This is a genomic window from Amphritea sp. (assembly GCF_048266285.1).
Lineage (GTDB): Bacteria > Pseudomonadota > Gammaproteobacteria > Pseudomonadales > Balneatricaceae > Amphritea.
This window is the reverse complement of the sequence record NZ_JBLWZV010000001.1, coordinates 282,199-298,464: the sequence shown is the minus strand read 5'-3', so window position 1 is coordinate 298,464 and position 16,266 is coordinate 282,199. Positions and strand designations below refer to the sequence as shown.

The window sequence follows — 16,266 nt, the reverse complement described above, 5'->3', positions numbered from 1 at the left end:
ATTTGCCAACTCAAATCGTTGATGCAGCACAAATAAATTAGCCTTAATCACCTCGCCAAACAACGACGAAATACGAGACTATGTAAATCTCATTTAATATTAGTGATTTCTAATATATACTTGTCATCAAGCCTAAAGGCACATTAACTAACAACGAGGTTAACTTCTATGACGCTTAACGCTGCGCTTCGCCTATTAGCCGGATCAGTTATTCTTATTAGCCTAGTGCTAGGCACTTATCTCAACCCAGTGTGGTATTACCTCACCGGCTTTGTTGGCCTAAATTTATTGCAATCAGCCTTTACCCAATGGTGTCCCGCCATGACGATTTTTCGGATGTTCAAGCTAAAAGAGCAAACCTGTATAACGGGTATGAGTGTACACCAGGGTGTCCATATTATTGCGGGTTCACTGGTACTGGGCACCGTGGCCGCTTATCTGATTTTTGCTGCACCACAATGGGTGCTATATATCACCACCATCGTCGGTGCCAGTTTGCTGCAATCGGCTTTCACCGGCTGGTGCCCAGCCTTTACTATCGCCTCATTACTGGGCTTTAAGAAAGTCTCATAATCGCGTTATATTAGTGCTCTCAACGCGCTAACAGAACAGCTGAAAATGCCGCCATTGCGGCATTTTTTTATCACTCTTCATTAGATTACCCCCATCAAAACCCGCAGTAACAATAACGCATCACAGTCCCATGATAAGAATGATGAAATAGCCCAGTGCGATACAGGACGAAACATCAGGCTACCGATGAAAAACTTTCATAACAGAAATCCACCTTGCTGCCGATAACCTTCTACCTGACTGGGAGCGGCTGAACACAGCCACCCTGCAACCTTATATATAAAGGAGATGATATGGAGATCAAATCTACAACCCAGACGATCACCGATCAGAGTAAAACCGAGGCTACTCAGGCACAGCAGACTAAGACCGCGCATAATCAAGCGATTTTAGAGGCCTCGTTGGAAGTCAGCATCTCCTCGGGAAATGACTCTTTAGCGCTGCTCTATCGCACCGCCGTAAACGAGCTAAACAACGTCCTCGAAGCGGACCTAGGTGCATCCTCTATTCAGCAAGCCTATGATTCTGGCCTAGACGTCACCCCGGAAGCCACCGCGGAGCGCATTGTGTCATTGAGTGCGGCGTTTTTTAGTAGCTATCAAGAACAACATCCAGAAATGGATAGCCAAACTCAAGCGCAAAGCTTTGTTGACATCATTAGCGGTGGTATTAATCAAGGGTTCGCCGAGGCCCGCGACATTTTAGAAGGACTGCAGGTACTCGATGGTGATATCGCCGCCAATATCGATAAGACCTATGAGCTAGTGCAGGATAAACTCTCTGCTCTCACCGATACCCTGCTGAAACAAACACAAACCTTAGCGGATAGTACTGACGAGCAAGCTTAAACAGGCAGAATAAAGTCGCAGCAGAACTGACTTAAAAAAACCGGGCATCGCCCGGTTTTCTGTTTTACCTCGGAGACAAACTTATCCGTTAAAAAGCATAGCGTATGCGACCATAAACATTACTGGCATCTTCAAACTGACCAAAGAAAGTATGCGCCTTAGCCCCTTCAAAGATATTCGCTCCCACGGCGAAACTCAGATTATCACTGTAGCGATAGCTGACCAAAGGTCTGAAGTAATGATCTTCATCACTGGGTGAGTAGAATGCAAACAGTGACCACACCAGATTATCCTGCCACATTCGGTAGTTCAGTCGCGTTGTATAGAGATAACGGAACTCTTCCGGGTTGTAAGGCGAAGCGGATGCCGCTTCTAGCGCTTGATAGTCTAAGGTCTGCTCAAGATAATACTGTAATCCCAAGGTTAACCTTGGCAGTAGTTCCCGTTCATAACCCAACAAAAAGCGGAACTGACTATTAGGCAACGCAGGATCACTGCCATCACTATCGTCCGCCATATGCCAAGCAACCTCTGCATTGGCTAAACCCGCCCCGAGATTACCCCGCACACTGGCACCCAATACATTCAGACGGCTAAAGATGGCATTTCCGGCATTATCCAAGCCATTCGGTTGCTTCTGAAATCCCCGATAACCATAAAGCGCCCATTCGGTGCTATCAATATTACCGGAGATACGCACAGCAAACTCGCCATTAGCAAAGCTATTCGCAGGCTCTTGCGCATCGATACGGCCTTGCGGTGCCGCTACATTCTGCCCTGCCTGGGGCGAAAACCATGAATACCGCTCACCATTAATATAGCGATCAGAGGTATAATCCGGCATCCATACCAGATCAATACTGGCAGCATCACCGTAATAACTAGCCTTCGCCGCCAGCACCGGCGCTTTCAGGTATTCGGTATCTCGACCGGAAAAAAACGACTGCCAATCTTTCGGAAATAGATCATTCAAAAACAATAAGTCGCCAGTCCCCCAGGTCAACACCTGCTGACCCAGTTTCAAGTCCGTACGCTCACTCGGGGACAAAGTGTAGGAAGCTTCACGCAGATCGATTCGCCCCCCTCGCTCGACCCCATCCGCGTACACATCGGCCTTCAATGCATAACGGTCATCACCAACAAAGCCGCTGGTTTCTAAGCGTACTCGTAAATCCGCGAGGCTAGCATCATCCATCGGTGAAAAACGCTCATTGAGCGCTGGATCATAACCGACCCGATTGCCTAGCCCCGCTTCAATAAAGCCATGCCAGACCTGAATGCTCGCCTCAGCACTACTGTCTTCACTCCAGCTATCGTCACCCCACCCATCGTCGCCCCAGTCTTGCTCACTCGGCGCGGACCCGACAGGTACATCCTCTTGCGCCATCACCTCAGCAGCAAAAACCAATGCCATCGACAACACGATACTTTTTATCGGCATATTCATATCCGGCCTACTCATGACGCTGGACGTTTAAGCCACTGACGAGGCGGATTACGCAATGAACGCTCGGAGAAGACCACACTGTCCATGCCGAGATCATAACGAATAAAGCGAAACTCCATGGTCGTACTGGCGCCACTAACAAGGTCGCTAACCCGCGATTTAGTCACCGTAGGAACACCTTGAATAACCTCGGTTTCCAACACTTCGACCCGACGATACAACTTATCATTGGTATCGTAATAATCGGTTTTCACTGGCAACATCGTGGTTTTATCGATCCATACCCGATAACGACTAAACTCAACTCCACTGGCATCTTTAGGGATGTTATCGAGCACATAATTCTCAGCGGTAATATCCGATAGTTTATGCTGATCCTCTTCAGGATTTCGGCCAGAAACATCTTCATAAAAATAATGGGAACCAACAAAGCTGGTACGTTTATCCCCGGCGGAAATCCGTTTAACGAGGTCGAGTCCCGGTAGATAGAGCCAGCGGTCATCATCTTTCTGGGTATGCTTTTCAACCAAAAAAACCGTATCCCGAACATCCGCAGGGCGACTAAAGGCCACCAAGAACTGCTGATCACCGCCGTCTTCATAATCCCGGCGCAAAATAGTGAACTGACGTTGTTGTTGACGCCCTTGGGAATCTTGAATCAACATCCGCGCTTCAGAGCGGCCATCGGCACCTTGATAATAGGATGCTAGGTTAGCCTGCTTAACGATCTCGTTCACATCAGTAAGATCGGCCGCATTGAGCTGAACCGGCGTACTCAAGGTTAGCCCAATCACTAATGTGGTAAATAGTTGCTTAATCATGAGTTACTCTCCTTTGCTGCGGACTTAACACCAAACAAACTATCTTTATCGTTAATCATCTGCATCACCGCCGGCAATAACATCACGGTGACCACCGCTGACACCGCCATAATGGTGGCTAAGAAGAAGCCCACTGTGATGTAGGGCACCAATGGGGCAAACAACAACGGAGTAAAGCCGATAGCCACCACCACCGCATTACGGCTGATGGCGCGTGAAGGCCCGCGATACACCTCAGCAACGGTTTGCTCCCAGTCACCACATTGACGATAAATCGCCCGAGTGCGTTCCAGAAAGTGGATCGCGAAATCCACCGACAAACCCAATGTCAGTGCCGACAATACGGCTATCGGCATATCATAATCTTTACCGACCAAGCCGATCAGACCATAGATAAACAGAATAGTGACGGTTAACGGCAGCATCGACAACAAACCAATCTTGATCGATCTAAACAGCACCACCATGATCAGCAGCACCATAAAGAACGCGCCTATTAAGCTGCTCAACATGCCGTTAACCATCTCATCCTGCCAGACAACATTAATATAGGTCAGACCCGCCCAGTTTAGGGCAACACCTTCGGGCAGCGGATGCTCGGCCACATAACCATCCACCAGCGCCAACACCCGGCTCATATCCTGATTATCACCGCTGCTAAGTTGTAGCCACAACACGGTCGAACGGAAATCCGGTGTCACCATATGCCATAGATCATCCGGACGATGTGATCCCTGAAAGCTCAACACGGTTTGCGCGGCAGCGGCGGCGCTGGGAGGCAGTTTAAATTGCTCTTCAACCCCTCCGTTAAGCTCCCGATATACGGTTTTCAACAGTGTCGGTAAACCGTTGCTTTTACCTATATAGTCAGACTGATCCAAGAAGGTCTGCAACTCATCAAGATAGTGCATCGCTGCCGGCGTCAGAAAATACTTGCTGCCTATCTGCGCCTGCTCACTCATCTCTAGCAATGCAAGCCACATCGATTCATGGGCACTATCGTCATAACTCAGCTGATCAAATAAATTGATCAGGCCGTTGGTATATTCGATAAAGCTGTCGGTCTTAACGCTATCCAATTTCTGCTGTAACTCGACCCCCTCTTGCGCCGCGCGACTCAATAATTGCCGCTCTAACTCACCGCGAATATCACTGGTCTTGTCGAGGACTAAAAAGGCGTTATAGGTGCCCGGAAAGTGATGATTCATAACTCGGTCGGCCACCCGTAATGGATGATCCGGTTTAAACCAACGCACAGGGTTATCGTTAATTTGAATCTGTGACACACCATAACCACTGCCAACCACAACCAGGATAAACAGCACGAGCAAACCTTTTGCCCGGGCAATCGAGAAACGGCCAATAAAAATCAATAAGCGGCCAAGCAATGACTGGTCATCTTCATCGATATTATGGTCTTTCATCTGCGCCATACGCGCGGGCGAAAGGCTAATAATATAAGCCGGCACCAGTGTAATGGTAAGCAGGAACGCCAGCATAATTCCAAACGCCACATGCAAGCCAAACACCTGTACCGGCGGTATGGGCGTAAACGCCAAAGAGGCAAAGCCTACCGCAGAAGTCACCGAGGTATATAACATGGGTGTAAACAGATGCCCTAGGACCTCTTTCAAAGCGGCTTTAGGATCTTCACCGGGACGATAGCGATCAGCGAACTCCGACAAAATATGCACAGAATCCACCACGGCAATCGGCATCAAGAAGATCGGAATCATCGAACTCATGATATGAACGGTGTAACCCTGCCCGATCAACAGTCCCATCGTGACGATCACAGCGGCCATCGCCACCAGCATCGGCGCAGTGATCAGCAGTAAGCTGCGAAAGAACACCCACATCAGGATAAAAATCATTAACCCAGCCAACGGCGCAGAAATCGCCATTTGCAGAAACATCTCAACACCGAAAGTGTCTTCCGCCACGGGCAAACCGGAAATATAATATTCATTACTGCCGCTGAGAGTCTGAATCTCATTTTGAATCAGTCCCGAAATTCGATAACTTTCCGATTTCTTAATAATCGGCACATAGATTCCAGCCGCCTTACCGTCCCCCGATACCAAGGTATTGTTCAGCAAGGGTAAGCGCTCAACCGAAGCCCGAATTTGTTCGACGCCGGCTTGGTCTTGCGGCACCTGCTTCATCATCCACTCGAAACGAATAGTGCCCGGCCCTTCCTGACTAATATTGTCCACCCGATCGAGTGACATCAGGTCTTGGCTGACCACCCCATCCATCTGCACAATCGCATCGGAAAGCTGCTGTAACTCCGCGAGGCTTTGCGGGTTATAGATGCCCTTAGCTGAGTTATTCACCACCCCAACCACAATCATGTCATGCAGACCAAAACGCTCTTTGACATGATCATGAAACACTCGTGCCTCATTATCAGCAGGCAACATATTTTCGGGATCGGTATCGACTTGAATCGAGGGAATTTGCAATCCCGCTATCAAGGTCAGTAGTAATACGCCCAAAAACACCCACTTAGGGCGATTCATGGACAGATTAACCAGTGAAGTTTGCAGCATCGGTTGTTCCTGTTTTTTATATCGGCACTTTAATGTCACTATTATATTAGTATGTGCTAATATTTAAAAGCACTACATTAGTAAATTGAGATTCAAGCGCTGCTACAGTAGAATAACGGCTCTATTGTCGGGCGTTTGATCAGTTGTTAACGTTCCGTAAAATAATAACAACAGGCGGAATATCGATTGAATACAGCGATCCAACAGATGACTCCCGAAACACTCGCGATGATGAAAGAGAACTCAACCAAAGCCGCCAAACTCATGAAGGCATTGGGCAACGAAAGTCGCCTCTTAATTTTATGCTATCTCGATGGTAAAGAACTTTCGGTTACCGAATTAAACAATTGCCTCGACCTGAGTCAATCCGCGCTATCCCAACACTTAGCCGTGCTGCGCAAGGACGGTTTGGTCAGCACTCGACGCGAGTCACAAACCATCTACTATTCTCTCTCGGGTAATACCGCGACACGTATTATTCATACGCTGCATGAGATGTTTTGCCCCAACGTATAAACACCCACGATCACCAACGCAGGTTGTAAAAACGTTCGGCATAAAAAAACCACCGATAACGGTGGTTTTTTTTTACACTGCAATTACCCCTGCAACCGTGTTCGCTGCCAGTCTTCGGTTGGCTCGTTCAACATCATCTCCATTTCCACCACATCTTCTTCCATATTGTAGTGGTTTTTAAAGCCAAGCTTTTGCGCTAGCCCCTGCATGCCTTTATTGGATGTCAGTGTCGACCCCATTAACAGTAGCGTGCCTCGCGCTTTACAATGATCAATAACCTTCTTCATCAGCACCGCACCTAATCCCTCGCCCTGCAGGTCGTCTCGAATGACGACTGAGAACTCAGCACGCACATTATCAGCATCGGTCACCGCCCGAACAACCCCGAGGGTTTCCCAACCGGGCTCACCCTGTTTTGGCGCTGTGACTATGAAAGCCATCTCCCGGTCATAATCAATCTGAGTCCAATTGGCGAGTTCCTGATGGGTCGGTATGCCGCGACTGTAAAAATAGCGTAAGCGAATCGATTCAGGGCTGAGCTTATTATAAAACTCCAAATGGCTCGGCTCATCCTCCCCCCGAATCGCCCGTACAATTGCTTTACGGCCCGATTTACGTAGCGAGATATGCTCACTCAAATACTCAGGATAGGGTGAAATCGCTAAGACCGATGGTTCGCCTAATGACACCGAAACATCGACCGCCAAGACACCCCGCCGATTAACCAGCAGCGGGTTAATCTCCAGCCCTTTAAGGTTGGGCAGTTCGACTACCATCTGTGACAACTTAATCAACAGATCACTGAGCTGTTCCAGATCCCGTTCCAACTGCGTGCTACTCTCTTTTAACACCGAGAACATATGCGAGGTACTGATCAGCCGACGCGCTAGACTCAAATTCAGCGGTGGTAACATCACCTGACGATCCGCCAGCACATCGACCGAATAACCGCCTTTGCCAAACAGCAACAAGGGACCAAATACCGGGTCTCGAGTGATACCCATATTAAACTGCAACGACTGAAATCCACGCTTCATCTGTTGTACACAGAACCCCTTTGGCCCTTCTTCGCCAAAGCGTTCCTGCACCCGAAAAGCCAAATTAGTCGCCGCCTGTCGCACCTCTTCTTCTGAAAACAGATCAAGCGCGAGATCCTTCCAACGTGGTTGAGCGCGATTGTCATAGTTAAAGGGGTAAACATTATCCTTATGCATCACTTTAACGGCGACAGTTCCGCCCAACCGCTTAGCAATCTCAACCACCCCATCAACATCTTCGGCATATTGGCTGTGGGAGACAGGAATATCATATTGATCCAACAGATCGGTCGCTTCACTGTGGCTCAAATAATCACGCCCCTCAGCCAAGGCATTCGCAATCAGGTTTTTCGCCTGTAGATGGTTTTGCTCGTTCGGGTCGACAAAGGGTGCCGGGGTTTGTCGCATCACTTCTTGGTTGCGACGAAACTCCACCATATGCATAAAGGCATCAACCGCCTCTTCCGGAGTAATAAAGGTAGGCAAACCCGCCGCGTTAAAATGATTACGTGATTCGATCGCCGTACTACGCCCCATCCAACAGGTGAGAATATTACGCGGTGTATTGCGGGCGACATTGATGACCGCCTTGGCGGTGTCGGCACCGGGAGCCATGCGAGTCGGCGCATGAATCACCAATACGGCATCTACATTGGGATCTTTCGTTAATAACTGAGTAACTTTAGCAAACCGCTCGGGGGTCGCATCGGCATGCAGATCGATAGGGTTTTTCAGATTCCAGTGGTTATCCAACACCTCTCGCAAAGCACTAACCGTTTCATCACACAGTTGAGACAATTCACCGCCATTGCGCAATAACTGATCGGTCGCCAATGCATTAGGCCCCATACCGTTACAAACCAACGCTAAGCGCTCACCGCGCATCGGTTTCATTCGCGACAATGTTTCTAACGCGTTATACAGCTGATCGACCGTACTCACTCGCACGACACCGGCACGACGCAGCGCCGCATCATACACAAGGTCTTCATCTTTGATGCCCAAAGCAGGAAGGTGTTCTTTATCTTCGGTGAAGATCATATTGGACTTCAGCACCAGCACCAGTTTATTCCGCGAAGCAGAACGCAGCGAACTCAACAGGTTGCGGGATGACCCCACGAGGTGATCCAACTGAATCAAAATCGACTGGGTATATGGATCTTGGGCGTAGTAATCAATAATCGACGGCAGGTCGATATCGACCCCCTCACCCAAGGTCAGGAAGTGTGAGAAACCGATCTCTTGACCATTGGCCCAATCGATCATCGCGGTGCCCAACAGGCCAGACTGGCCAACATAACTGACCTTACCCTTGCGGATATTCAGGTGTGAATAGCTGGCATTCATATGATGGCCCGACACCAGCATGCCCATACAATCAGGCCCGAGTATGCGCACTCCGTGGGCCTTAGCCGCTTCGGTAATCTCATCACGCATATTTTTACCCATCGGATCACGGGCCCGGGACAAACCGCCGGTGAGGATCATCGCTGCCTTTACCATCTTCAGCCCCAACCTGCGCACTAGATCGGCAACGCTCTCAGGAGGCGAACAAATAATGGCGAGATCGGGCATCTCGGGAAGTTGCGCTAAACCGTTATAGCAGGTGATGCCATGCACCGTATCGTAGCCGCGCTTATTAACCGCCATCAGCTTGCCCTGATAGCCACCCTCAATAAGGTTGTGCAGCACCACGCCGCCCATACTGTTTTCTTTGTCAGAGGCTCCAAACACCGCAATCGATTTAGGTTTAAAAAAGCGTTTGAGATATCGTGTACTCAAGAGACTTACTCCGTAGGCCATTAGAACCGATCAGAAATTTAATCGAACGACAAATGTATATATTCCATATTACGCAGGTGCAGCACAAACATTATTAGCAGAAAAACGTGACTAACATCATAAAGCCCTAACTAAAAGTGTGAAAATACAGTTTAAAGCCACTTTCAGCATCAAATGGAAAGCTACTTTCCAGTCTATTGTAGTCACTATAGAAGGGGTTGCTAATCGTTTAGCTCCCTCAACCGGTTAACGGTGAGGGCTGTAGTAAACGTTAAGAATACCTGCATCATTTTGACTATCTTGGCCTTAGATTTGCTTATTGCTATTGTATTCGATGTTTCGTGACATTTTTCAGAACAAAGGTGATCGATCTGCACAGCGCAATCACACCATAAATGTGAATCCAACAATAAAAGGTAGCACCGATGAAATTCAGCCCTTTGCTAAGCAGTGCAACGTTTCTCTCCATTCTTGTTGCTGCACCCGCCATGGCACATACCGGCCACGGGGCGGCTACAGGTCTACAGGCAGGACTAACCCATCCGTTTACAGGACTAGATCATATGTTGGCGATGTTAGCCATCGGGGTGTGGGCCGCCATGCAAAAAAAATCACAGCAGCTGAGTATTCCCTTCGCGTTCCTGATTTTTCTGGGAGTTGGCTTTGCCCTCGCGATTAACGGCGCGGTATTACCCTTTATTGAACAAACTATTGCGGCCTCTGTATTAATCGGCGGCCTGATCATTGCCACCACCGCACGCCTGCCTGCGGCTATCAGTCTGACATTAACCATGCTATTTGCCTTGGCTCACGGCCAAGCCCACGGTCTAGAAGCAGCGAGCGGCTCAACTCTGCTGTTTGCGTTAGGTTTTATAGGCAGTTCGGCGATATTACATTTCACCGGTATGGTGGCGCTGGCGACAAACCGTTGGATTACCCCACGGATAACCCATTATGCAGGCCTCATGCTTGCGGGCATCGGCAGCTATCTTTTCCTAGCGGCCTGATCTCCTATCCGGCAGGCAGGATGGCCCCTGTCTGCCAGATCTACCTTACGCGTCCCCGTAAGGCCCTGCTGTTTTGATCACCCAAAACAGTTTCTACATCTTTGCCGGGCTCTGCCCGGCTTTTTTTCATCTTGCCCATTGAGCCATAATTAAAAACAGAAGAGTCTGCAGCGTGGTGTTTTACGCCAGCAATTAATGACCGATGTAACGCCGTCAGGGCCGTATCCAGGAGGCTGAGGCTCCATTAATACAGTAAAAAAGTGACAGCCCCTCGCATGATAAAGACCCGCGAACAACTTACGGTAGAGATAACTTAGCTCTCGTCTAGCAATGAAAAAGAGATGAAAGTGGTAAATAACCCTAAGCCAATAATCACCGGCGGAGAGGGTATCGCTAGCATCAACAGAGCTGATCCTAGCCAGATACGATATGCCCAGCGTAAGCGGGCTTTATAGGCCTCGGTAAACTTACGGCGGAAGAAGTGATCTCTATCGGGACGATTATCACGCATCCATTCGGGTAATAGCAGTTGCAGATAAAAGCGTATTAATGCCAACCCCATCGTCTTACTCCTTTAATAAACCTGTATTCAGCTTATCAAAGAATCAGCATTTTGCCCGTTTGAGCCGGCAATACGTAAGGTAATTATAGATCAGCGACACGGTAGAGAATGGCATCGCGATAACCGGTCACGACCCGTATTAATCCTGCAAGCTGATGATTCAATTCAAGATCACCGCTATCAACAATCAGAGGACGTCCCTCTAGCGCCTTTATCTTGCTTTTAGTCGCCACCACAATAATATTTTCACGCCCGAGTCGACGCAGCAGTTCGGGGCTGAGTTGCTGATTACCGCGACCAATAATATGCCCCTGTCCGCCGATCACTGTAATCACCAGTTTAGTATCGTAGCCCGCCGTCATATCCAATAATTGCTGAGCCGTCAGATCCTCACCGATCAACTCACCATTCTCAATCAGGTCGACACCTAATAGGGTGTTTTCCAGCCCAAGGTTATCCATCAATGCCTGCACTGTAGACCCGGAACCCATGATATAGCGCACATCATCGTGCATATTCTCAGCAAAATCGGCAGCGATATCATCCAGTACCAGCTCTTCAACTTCTCGGCCGCCATGTTTGACATGCTGCAAAAAACGCCCCTCTTCCGGTACTAACAGCTCACCATAATATTTGGCCCGCACCTGCCCTGCACGAAACGCTTCTTCATCAATATCCCGAACCTCTTGGTCCGCTAGCGTCACCAGTTCACCGCGCACCAGCATCGCAACCACTTCGCCAGCAGCGCTCGGGGTGACAGCATAAACACCGGAATGTATTTTCACGCCGGCGGGAATTCCCAATACCGGGGTCGAGTCGCCGATCGCATGACAAATATTCCGCGCAGTGCCATCACCACCGGCAAACAGAATCAGATCAACCCCTTGAGCCGCCATGTCTCGAGCCGCCCGTTCAGTATCTTCCGCGCCCGTCTGTCCGGCGGTAATCTGGCCGATCACCTGCGGATCAAACCCTGCTTGTCGGGCACTCTCTTCACCCATCTCACCGGGGTAGGTTAAGATCTCAAGTTCCAGCCCAGTCAGCGCCGCTAATGCCTGCTGCGTGCGTAGATTGGCTTTGGGCTCGGCACCTAGCGACAGTGCCTTCTGGGCCGTCGCGTCACCATCACTGCCCTTTAACGCAACACTGCCACCCACTCCCGCCAAAGGATTCACAATCAAACCAAGCCGAAACATCTATAACTCCTGTCCGGTCTGATCGAGATTACCGGTTTCTACTAATAACTGCTGATAGACAAAGGCCGCGATGATCAGTCGGGTATCTTCATCCAGCTCAAAAAATTTAAATCCGTGATGATATAAACTGCCTGATTCCACCGAGTTACTATGAACATTTCTCAACTCAACAGGCACCAACAACACCTGATCAATATCGCCGATCTGCACCCGCGTGGTGAGATAAAAATGCTCACCCACCTCGCCCAAGGTATAGGGCAATTGCAGGCATAAGCCGCTCTGGCTAATATCCACACAGAGTGCGCTGGCCGGCAGCCCTTCCCGTTCAGACATCTCATCATAGTCATCGATGGAACAACTTAGACTGACGGGCACTCGGCTATGCCCACGAATCCGCTTAGACTCGACCGCTTGAGGGTATTCCAACACCCAATAGCCAAATGGCTGATCATACTGCTTGAGGATTTTGCAGGTCATATTGCAGATACGGTTGCCCGTAATCAAACGCAGACTGGCTAAATTACCCTCATTAATCAGTGTGGGCACGCCACTGGTGGCCGACGGTGCCGAAATCATAATGCCGCCGTTGTCCATATACCCCACCAACCGAGCGGTAAATTTTGCTCGAGGTGAACGGATCTCAACACGAACAGGATCGCCAATCTGCACACGCAGATCCGCTAGTGTTTTTTCCGTTTGAATGGATGCCAGTTTCCGAGCCATTAGACCGTTTCCGCATTCTGAATCATAAAAGTTAAATCACTCAATCGCGCGATTAAAGCAAATCCGCCAACCAATAGCAGCCCAGCAACGCGCAACAGTTTCAACTGACCGGTCAATCGATCACAAACCCCACCGCTTCAAGTTGCGCCAACAGTGATCCAGTGGGTTTCTCACCACACAACTGCGCCGCGACAAACTCCCGTCGCACTGGGTAATGTTTACGCAACTGATCAAACGCCAATGGCTGAGCGGCAACATCGACTAACGACGCCATAAAGCGCTGATGATCAGCCTCCGGTTGATAAATCGCATGGACAATATCGCTGAGGTTCTCTGTGCCCTGCAACTGAACCTGGGGCACGGCCACCTCGGCCAAACAATCCGACAACCTAATCGCCGGATCGATCCCTTGGTGCTGACAAAACGCTTGATAAAGCATCCAGGTACCGCGAATTTTACCATCCAGGGTATAGCCAGCGATATGCGGAGTGCCGATGCGAACCCGTTGCGCTAGTTGACCGTTGACACGAGGCTCATGCTCCCACACATCGAGTAACAAGGTGACATCTGTACGTCTTTCATGCCAAGCCAACAACGCCTCATTATCAATCACCGGGCCTCGACCTGCATTTAACAGCACGGCTGCGGGCCGAATAAGCTCAAGATTCTCAGCATTCAACAGGTGATGGCTCGGATGATTACCAGCGATGGTTAGCGGTGTATGCAAACAGATAATATCCGCCTCTTGCAGTAGTTGTGTCAAAGCGACAAAACCAGCTTCACCGGCATCCGCCCGAGGAGGATCATTTAGCAACAACGGCACACCAAGTCGCTCCAAGCGTTGCTGTAAACGTCGTCCGACATTCCCTACCCCGATGATGCCCACCACCTTATCGGTCAACTCAAAACCTTGCTCACCGGCCACCAGCAACAGATTACTGATCACATACTCAGCGACTGCATCCGCATTACAACCCGGCGCACTGGCAAAACCGATCTGCTGGTGCGCCAACCAAGCGGTATCAATGTGATCTGTACCAATGGTCGCGGTACCAACAAAGCGCACCGGGGTATTTTCAAGCAGTTGCTGATTGACCTGGGTGACGGAGCGCACTAATAAAAGGTCGGCATGTTTTACATCAGCGTGACTCATCGTCCGGCCTGACACCTTATGGATCTCACCTAGATCACCAAATAAGCGCTCCAATGCAGGAATATTTTCGTCGGCAACGATGTTCAGTCTGGATTGTTTCAAAGATCACTCCAAAGGTTATAAAATCAGCTGGTTAAGGGAGGAAACGCCGATTATAATTGCCCGCCTTACGGTTTGACATCATTTCTCGGGAAATAAGTTCAGGTTACTTTTTGATTATTCGTTGGCGCAAGCATCAGGATTATTTTATTGTCCGACTCTATCAGGATCTGATGGGGGACTGGGTGCTGAGCGAATCCTGGAGCAACAGCCAGAATAACAAAGATGCGATCAATCACACCATTTTTCATTGCTATCATGAAGCGCGGGCGCAACTGCGTGAGATCAGTCGTCGCCAGAAAGCCCTCGGCTTTAAAAAAACCGCCACCAAAGAGCAGCAGATCGAACTCGATTTCGGCTAATCCTCTGCACAACACCCCGCTATTAGGCAAATAATTGCCCCGAACAGTTGGCATCCACTGGCTGCAGCGATATATTTCTTCTCTTGTTGCAAAAACATTACAAACATTTCAGTTATTCGTCACTGACGGTATCACGTTATAGCGCCGTTGCGGATGCACTAAGAGAGGTCCTATGAGTAAGTTTGATTTTGCCCCGATGCCCGACAAAGAGGGATTCTTTGGTCATTACGGTGGCCAGATACTTCCCCCAGAACTGAAAAAAGTGATGGATGATATCGATCGGGCTTACGAAGAGATCCGTCATACAGAATCATTTCAAACCGAGTTGATGCAACTCAATCAGGATTATGTGGGTCGCCCAAGCCCGGTCTATCATGCGAAACGTCTAAGCGAACAGCTCGGCGGCGCACAGATCTATCTTAAACGTGAAGATCTCAACCACACCGGGGCGCACAAAATTAACCATTGCTTAGGTGAAGCGCTACTGGCCAAGTTCATGGGCAAAAAGAAAGTCATTGCCGAAACCGGTGCTGGCCAACACGGTGTTGCCCTCGCGACGGCTTGTGCTTTAGTGGGCATCCCCTGTGAAATCCATATGGGTCAGGTCGATATTGAGAAAGAACACCCTAATGTCACCAAGATGAAGATCCTCGGCTGTAAACTGGTGCCCGTTACCCGTGGTACTGCCACCCTCAAAGATGCAGTCGATAGCGCCTTTGAAGAATATCTGAAAAACCCGGAAGAGTTCATCTATGCCATCGGCTCCGTGGTTGGCCCGCACCCGTTCCCGAAAATGGTACGTGATTTCCAAAGCATTATTGGCCGCGAAGCGCGTCAGCAGTTTAACGACAGGCATGGCAAAAACCCGGACATTATCACCGCCTGTGTCGGTGGTGGCTCCAATGCGATGGGTCTGTTTACCGCGTTCTTAGACGATGATGATGTTAAAATCGTCGGCGTCGAGCCTGCAGGGAAAGGACTGGATACCAAAGACCACTCCGCTACCTTAACACTAGGCACACCCGGCGAAATCCACGGATTCAAATGCTATGTTCTACAGGATGAGAATGGCGAGCCGCTGCCGGTTCACTCCATCGCATCGGGTCTCGATTACCCCGGTGTCGGCCCACAACACTGCTATCTGAAAGATATCGAACGGGTTGAGTACCAATCCGTCACCGATGACGAATGCCTCAATGCCTTTATGACTCTCTCCCAAGTGGAAGGTATCATTCCGGCACTGGAAAGCGCCCACGCGGTCGCTTGGGCGATGCGTGAAGCACCGAAGCTTGGCAAAGATAAAACCATTCTGGTTAACCTATCCGGCCGTGGTGATAAAGACGCTGACTACGTGGCTGAGAAGCTAGGATTGTAACTTTAGAAAGATACCCTAAAACATAAACGGTTACGCCTGTAGCCGTTTTTTAGTCCTTCTACATTTAGCCCTTCTACATACAACCGCTGTTGTAGGCTGTAGCGGTATAGTGGATGCTAAAGATGAAGTCGCTAAAATCTTTTATGAGTATATAGACCTGCTAAGTAGTGGGCACAAAAAAAGGGCTGTTAAAGGCCCTTATGTCCGCTGATT

Annotated in this window: 14 protein-coding genes; 6 read left to right on the top strand and 8 right to left on the bottom strand. The window is 49.3% G+C overall.

The genetic code is table 11. The annotated features are described in order from the left end of the window. Positions 1–168: 168 nt before the first annotated feature. Positions 169–573: a DUF2892 domain-containing protein gene (locus ACN0T0_RS01415; protein ID WP_417222381.1), complete on the top strand. Its 405-nt coding sequence runs from the start codon at positions 169–171 to the stop codon at positions 571–573. 293 nt (positions 574–866) lie between these two features. Then, a complete protein-coding gene (locus tag ACN0T0_RS01410; protein WP_417222380.1) occupies positions 867–1,421 on the top strand; it encodes a DUF5610 domain-containing protein in 555 nt (184 codons plus the stop codon). Positions 1,422–1,509: 88 nt separating this feature from the next. Here the strand turns inward: ACN0T0_RS01410 and ACN0T0_RS01405 are convergent, their stop codons facing one another. From ACN0T0_RS01405 to ACN0T0_RS01395, 3 genes are read right to left on the bottom strand one after another with little or no spacing between them, the layout of a single operon-like run. Further along, positions 1,510–2,862, bottom strand: a complete 1,353-nt coding sequence (locus tag ACN0T0_RS01405) for a hypothetical protein (RefSeq protein WP_417222377.1) — start codon at positions 2,860–2,862, stop codon at positions 1,510–1,512. 17 nt (positions 2,863–2,879) lie between these two features. Then, a complete protein-coding gene (locus tag ACN0T0_RS01400) occupies positions 2,880–3,689 on the bottom strand; it encodes an outer membrane lipoprotein-sorting protein (protein ID WP_417222376.1) in 810 nt (269 codons plus the stop codon). Beyond that, complete coding sequence (locus tag ACN0T0_RS01395) at positions 3,686–6,241, bottom strand: efflux RND transporter permease subunit (protein ID WP_417222373.1); 2,556 nt, start codon at positions 6,239–6,241, stop codon at positions 3,686–3,688. The genes ACN0T0_RS01400 and ACN0T0_RS01395 overlap by 4 nt, the downstream gene beginning before the upstream one ends. 207 nt (positions 6,242–6,448) lie before the next feature. On the opposite strand from ACN0T0_RS01395, the gene ACN0T0_RS01390 reads away from it, so the two are divergent. Next, a complete protein-coding gene (locus ACN0T0_RS01390) occupies positions 6,449–6,757 on the top strand; it encodes an ArsR/SmtB family transcription factor (RefSeq protein ID WP_417223374.1) in 309 nt (102 codons plus the stop codon). 83 nt (positions 6,758–6,840) lie between these two features. Here the strand turns inward: ACN0T0_RS01390 and ACN0T0_RS01385 are convergent, their stop codons facing one another. Continuing rightward, the gene (locus tag ACN0T0_RS01385) at positions 6,841–9,576 is read right to left on the bottom strand and encodes a GNAT family N-acetyltransferase (RefSeq protein WP_417222371.1); all 2,736 of its coding nucleotides are present in this window, start codon (positions 9,574–9,576) and stop codon (positions 6,841–6,843) included. A 425-nt stretch (positions 9,577–10,001) separates the two neighbouring features. Between ACN0T0_RS01385 and ACN0T0_RS01380 the strand changes: the two genes are divergently transcribed. Further along, positions 10,002–10,583 carry a HupE/UreJ family protein gene (locus tag ACN0T0_RS01380; protein ID WP_417222368.1) on the top strand — a complete coding sequence of 194 codons (582 nt, stop codon included), beginning with the start codon at positions 10,002–10,004 and terminating at the stop codon, positions 10,581–10,583. Between the two features lie 313 nt (positions 10,584–10,896). Here ACN0T0_RS01380 and ACN0T0_RS01375 read toward each other — a convergent pair whose 3' ends face one another. The 4 genes from ACN0T0_RS01375 to pdxB all read right to left on the bottom strand — a co-directional run bounded on the left by ACN0T0_RS01375 (position 10,897) and on the right by pdxB (position 14,319). Continuing rightward, positions 10,897–11,145 carry a hypothetical protein gene (locus ACN0T0_RS01375; RefSeq protein WP_417222367.1) on the bottom strand — a complete coding sequence of 83 codons (249 nt, stop codon included), beginning with the start codon at positions 11,143–11,145 and terminating at the stop codon, positions 10,897–10,899. An 83-nt stretch (positions 11,146–11,228) separates the two neighbouring features. Further along, complete coding sequence (locus ACN0T0_RS01370; protein WP_417222365.1) at positions 11,229–12,341, bottom strand: ATP-NAD kinase family protein; 1,113 nt, start codon at positions 12,339–12,341, stop codon at positions 11,229–11,231. Further along, positions 12,342–13,064 carry a flagellar brake protein gene (locus ACN0T0_RS01365; RefSeq protein ID WP_417222362.1) on the bottom strand — a complete coding sequence of 241 codons (723 nt, stop codon included), beginning with the start codon at positions 13,062–13,064 and terminating at the stop codon, positions 12,342–12,344. It lies immediately after the preceding gene. Between the two features lie 112 nt (positions 13,065–13,176). After that, positions 13,177–14,319, bottom strand: a complete 1,143-nt coding sequence (pdxB, locus tag ACN0T0_RS01360) for a 4-phosphoerythronate dehydrogenase PdxB (RefSeq protein WP_417222360.1) — start codon at positions 14,317–14,319, stop codon at positions 13,177–13,179. 110 nt (positions 14,320–14,429) lie between these two features. On the opposite strand from pdxB, the gene ACN0T0_RS01355 reads away from it, so the two are divergent. Beyond that, the gene (locus ACN0T0_RS01355; protein ID WP_417222357.1) at positions 14,430–14,678 is read left to right on the top strand and encodes a hypothetical protein; all 249 of its coding nucleotides are present in this window, start codon (positions 14,430–14,432) and stop codon (positions 14,676–14,678) included. A gap of 172 nt (positions 14,679–14,850) precedes the next feature. Then, positions 14,851–16,053: a tryptophan synthase subunit beta gene (gene trpB, locus ACN0T0_RS01350; RefSeq protein WP_417222356.1), complete on the top strand. Its 1,203-nt coding sequence runs from the start codon at positions 14,851–14,853 to the stop codon at positions 16,051–16,053. Positions 16,054–16,266: the final 213 nt, after the last annotated feature.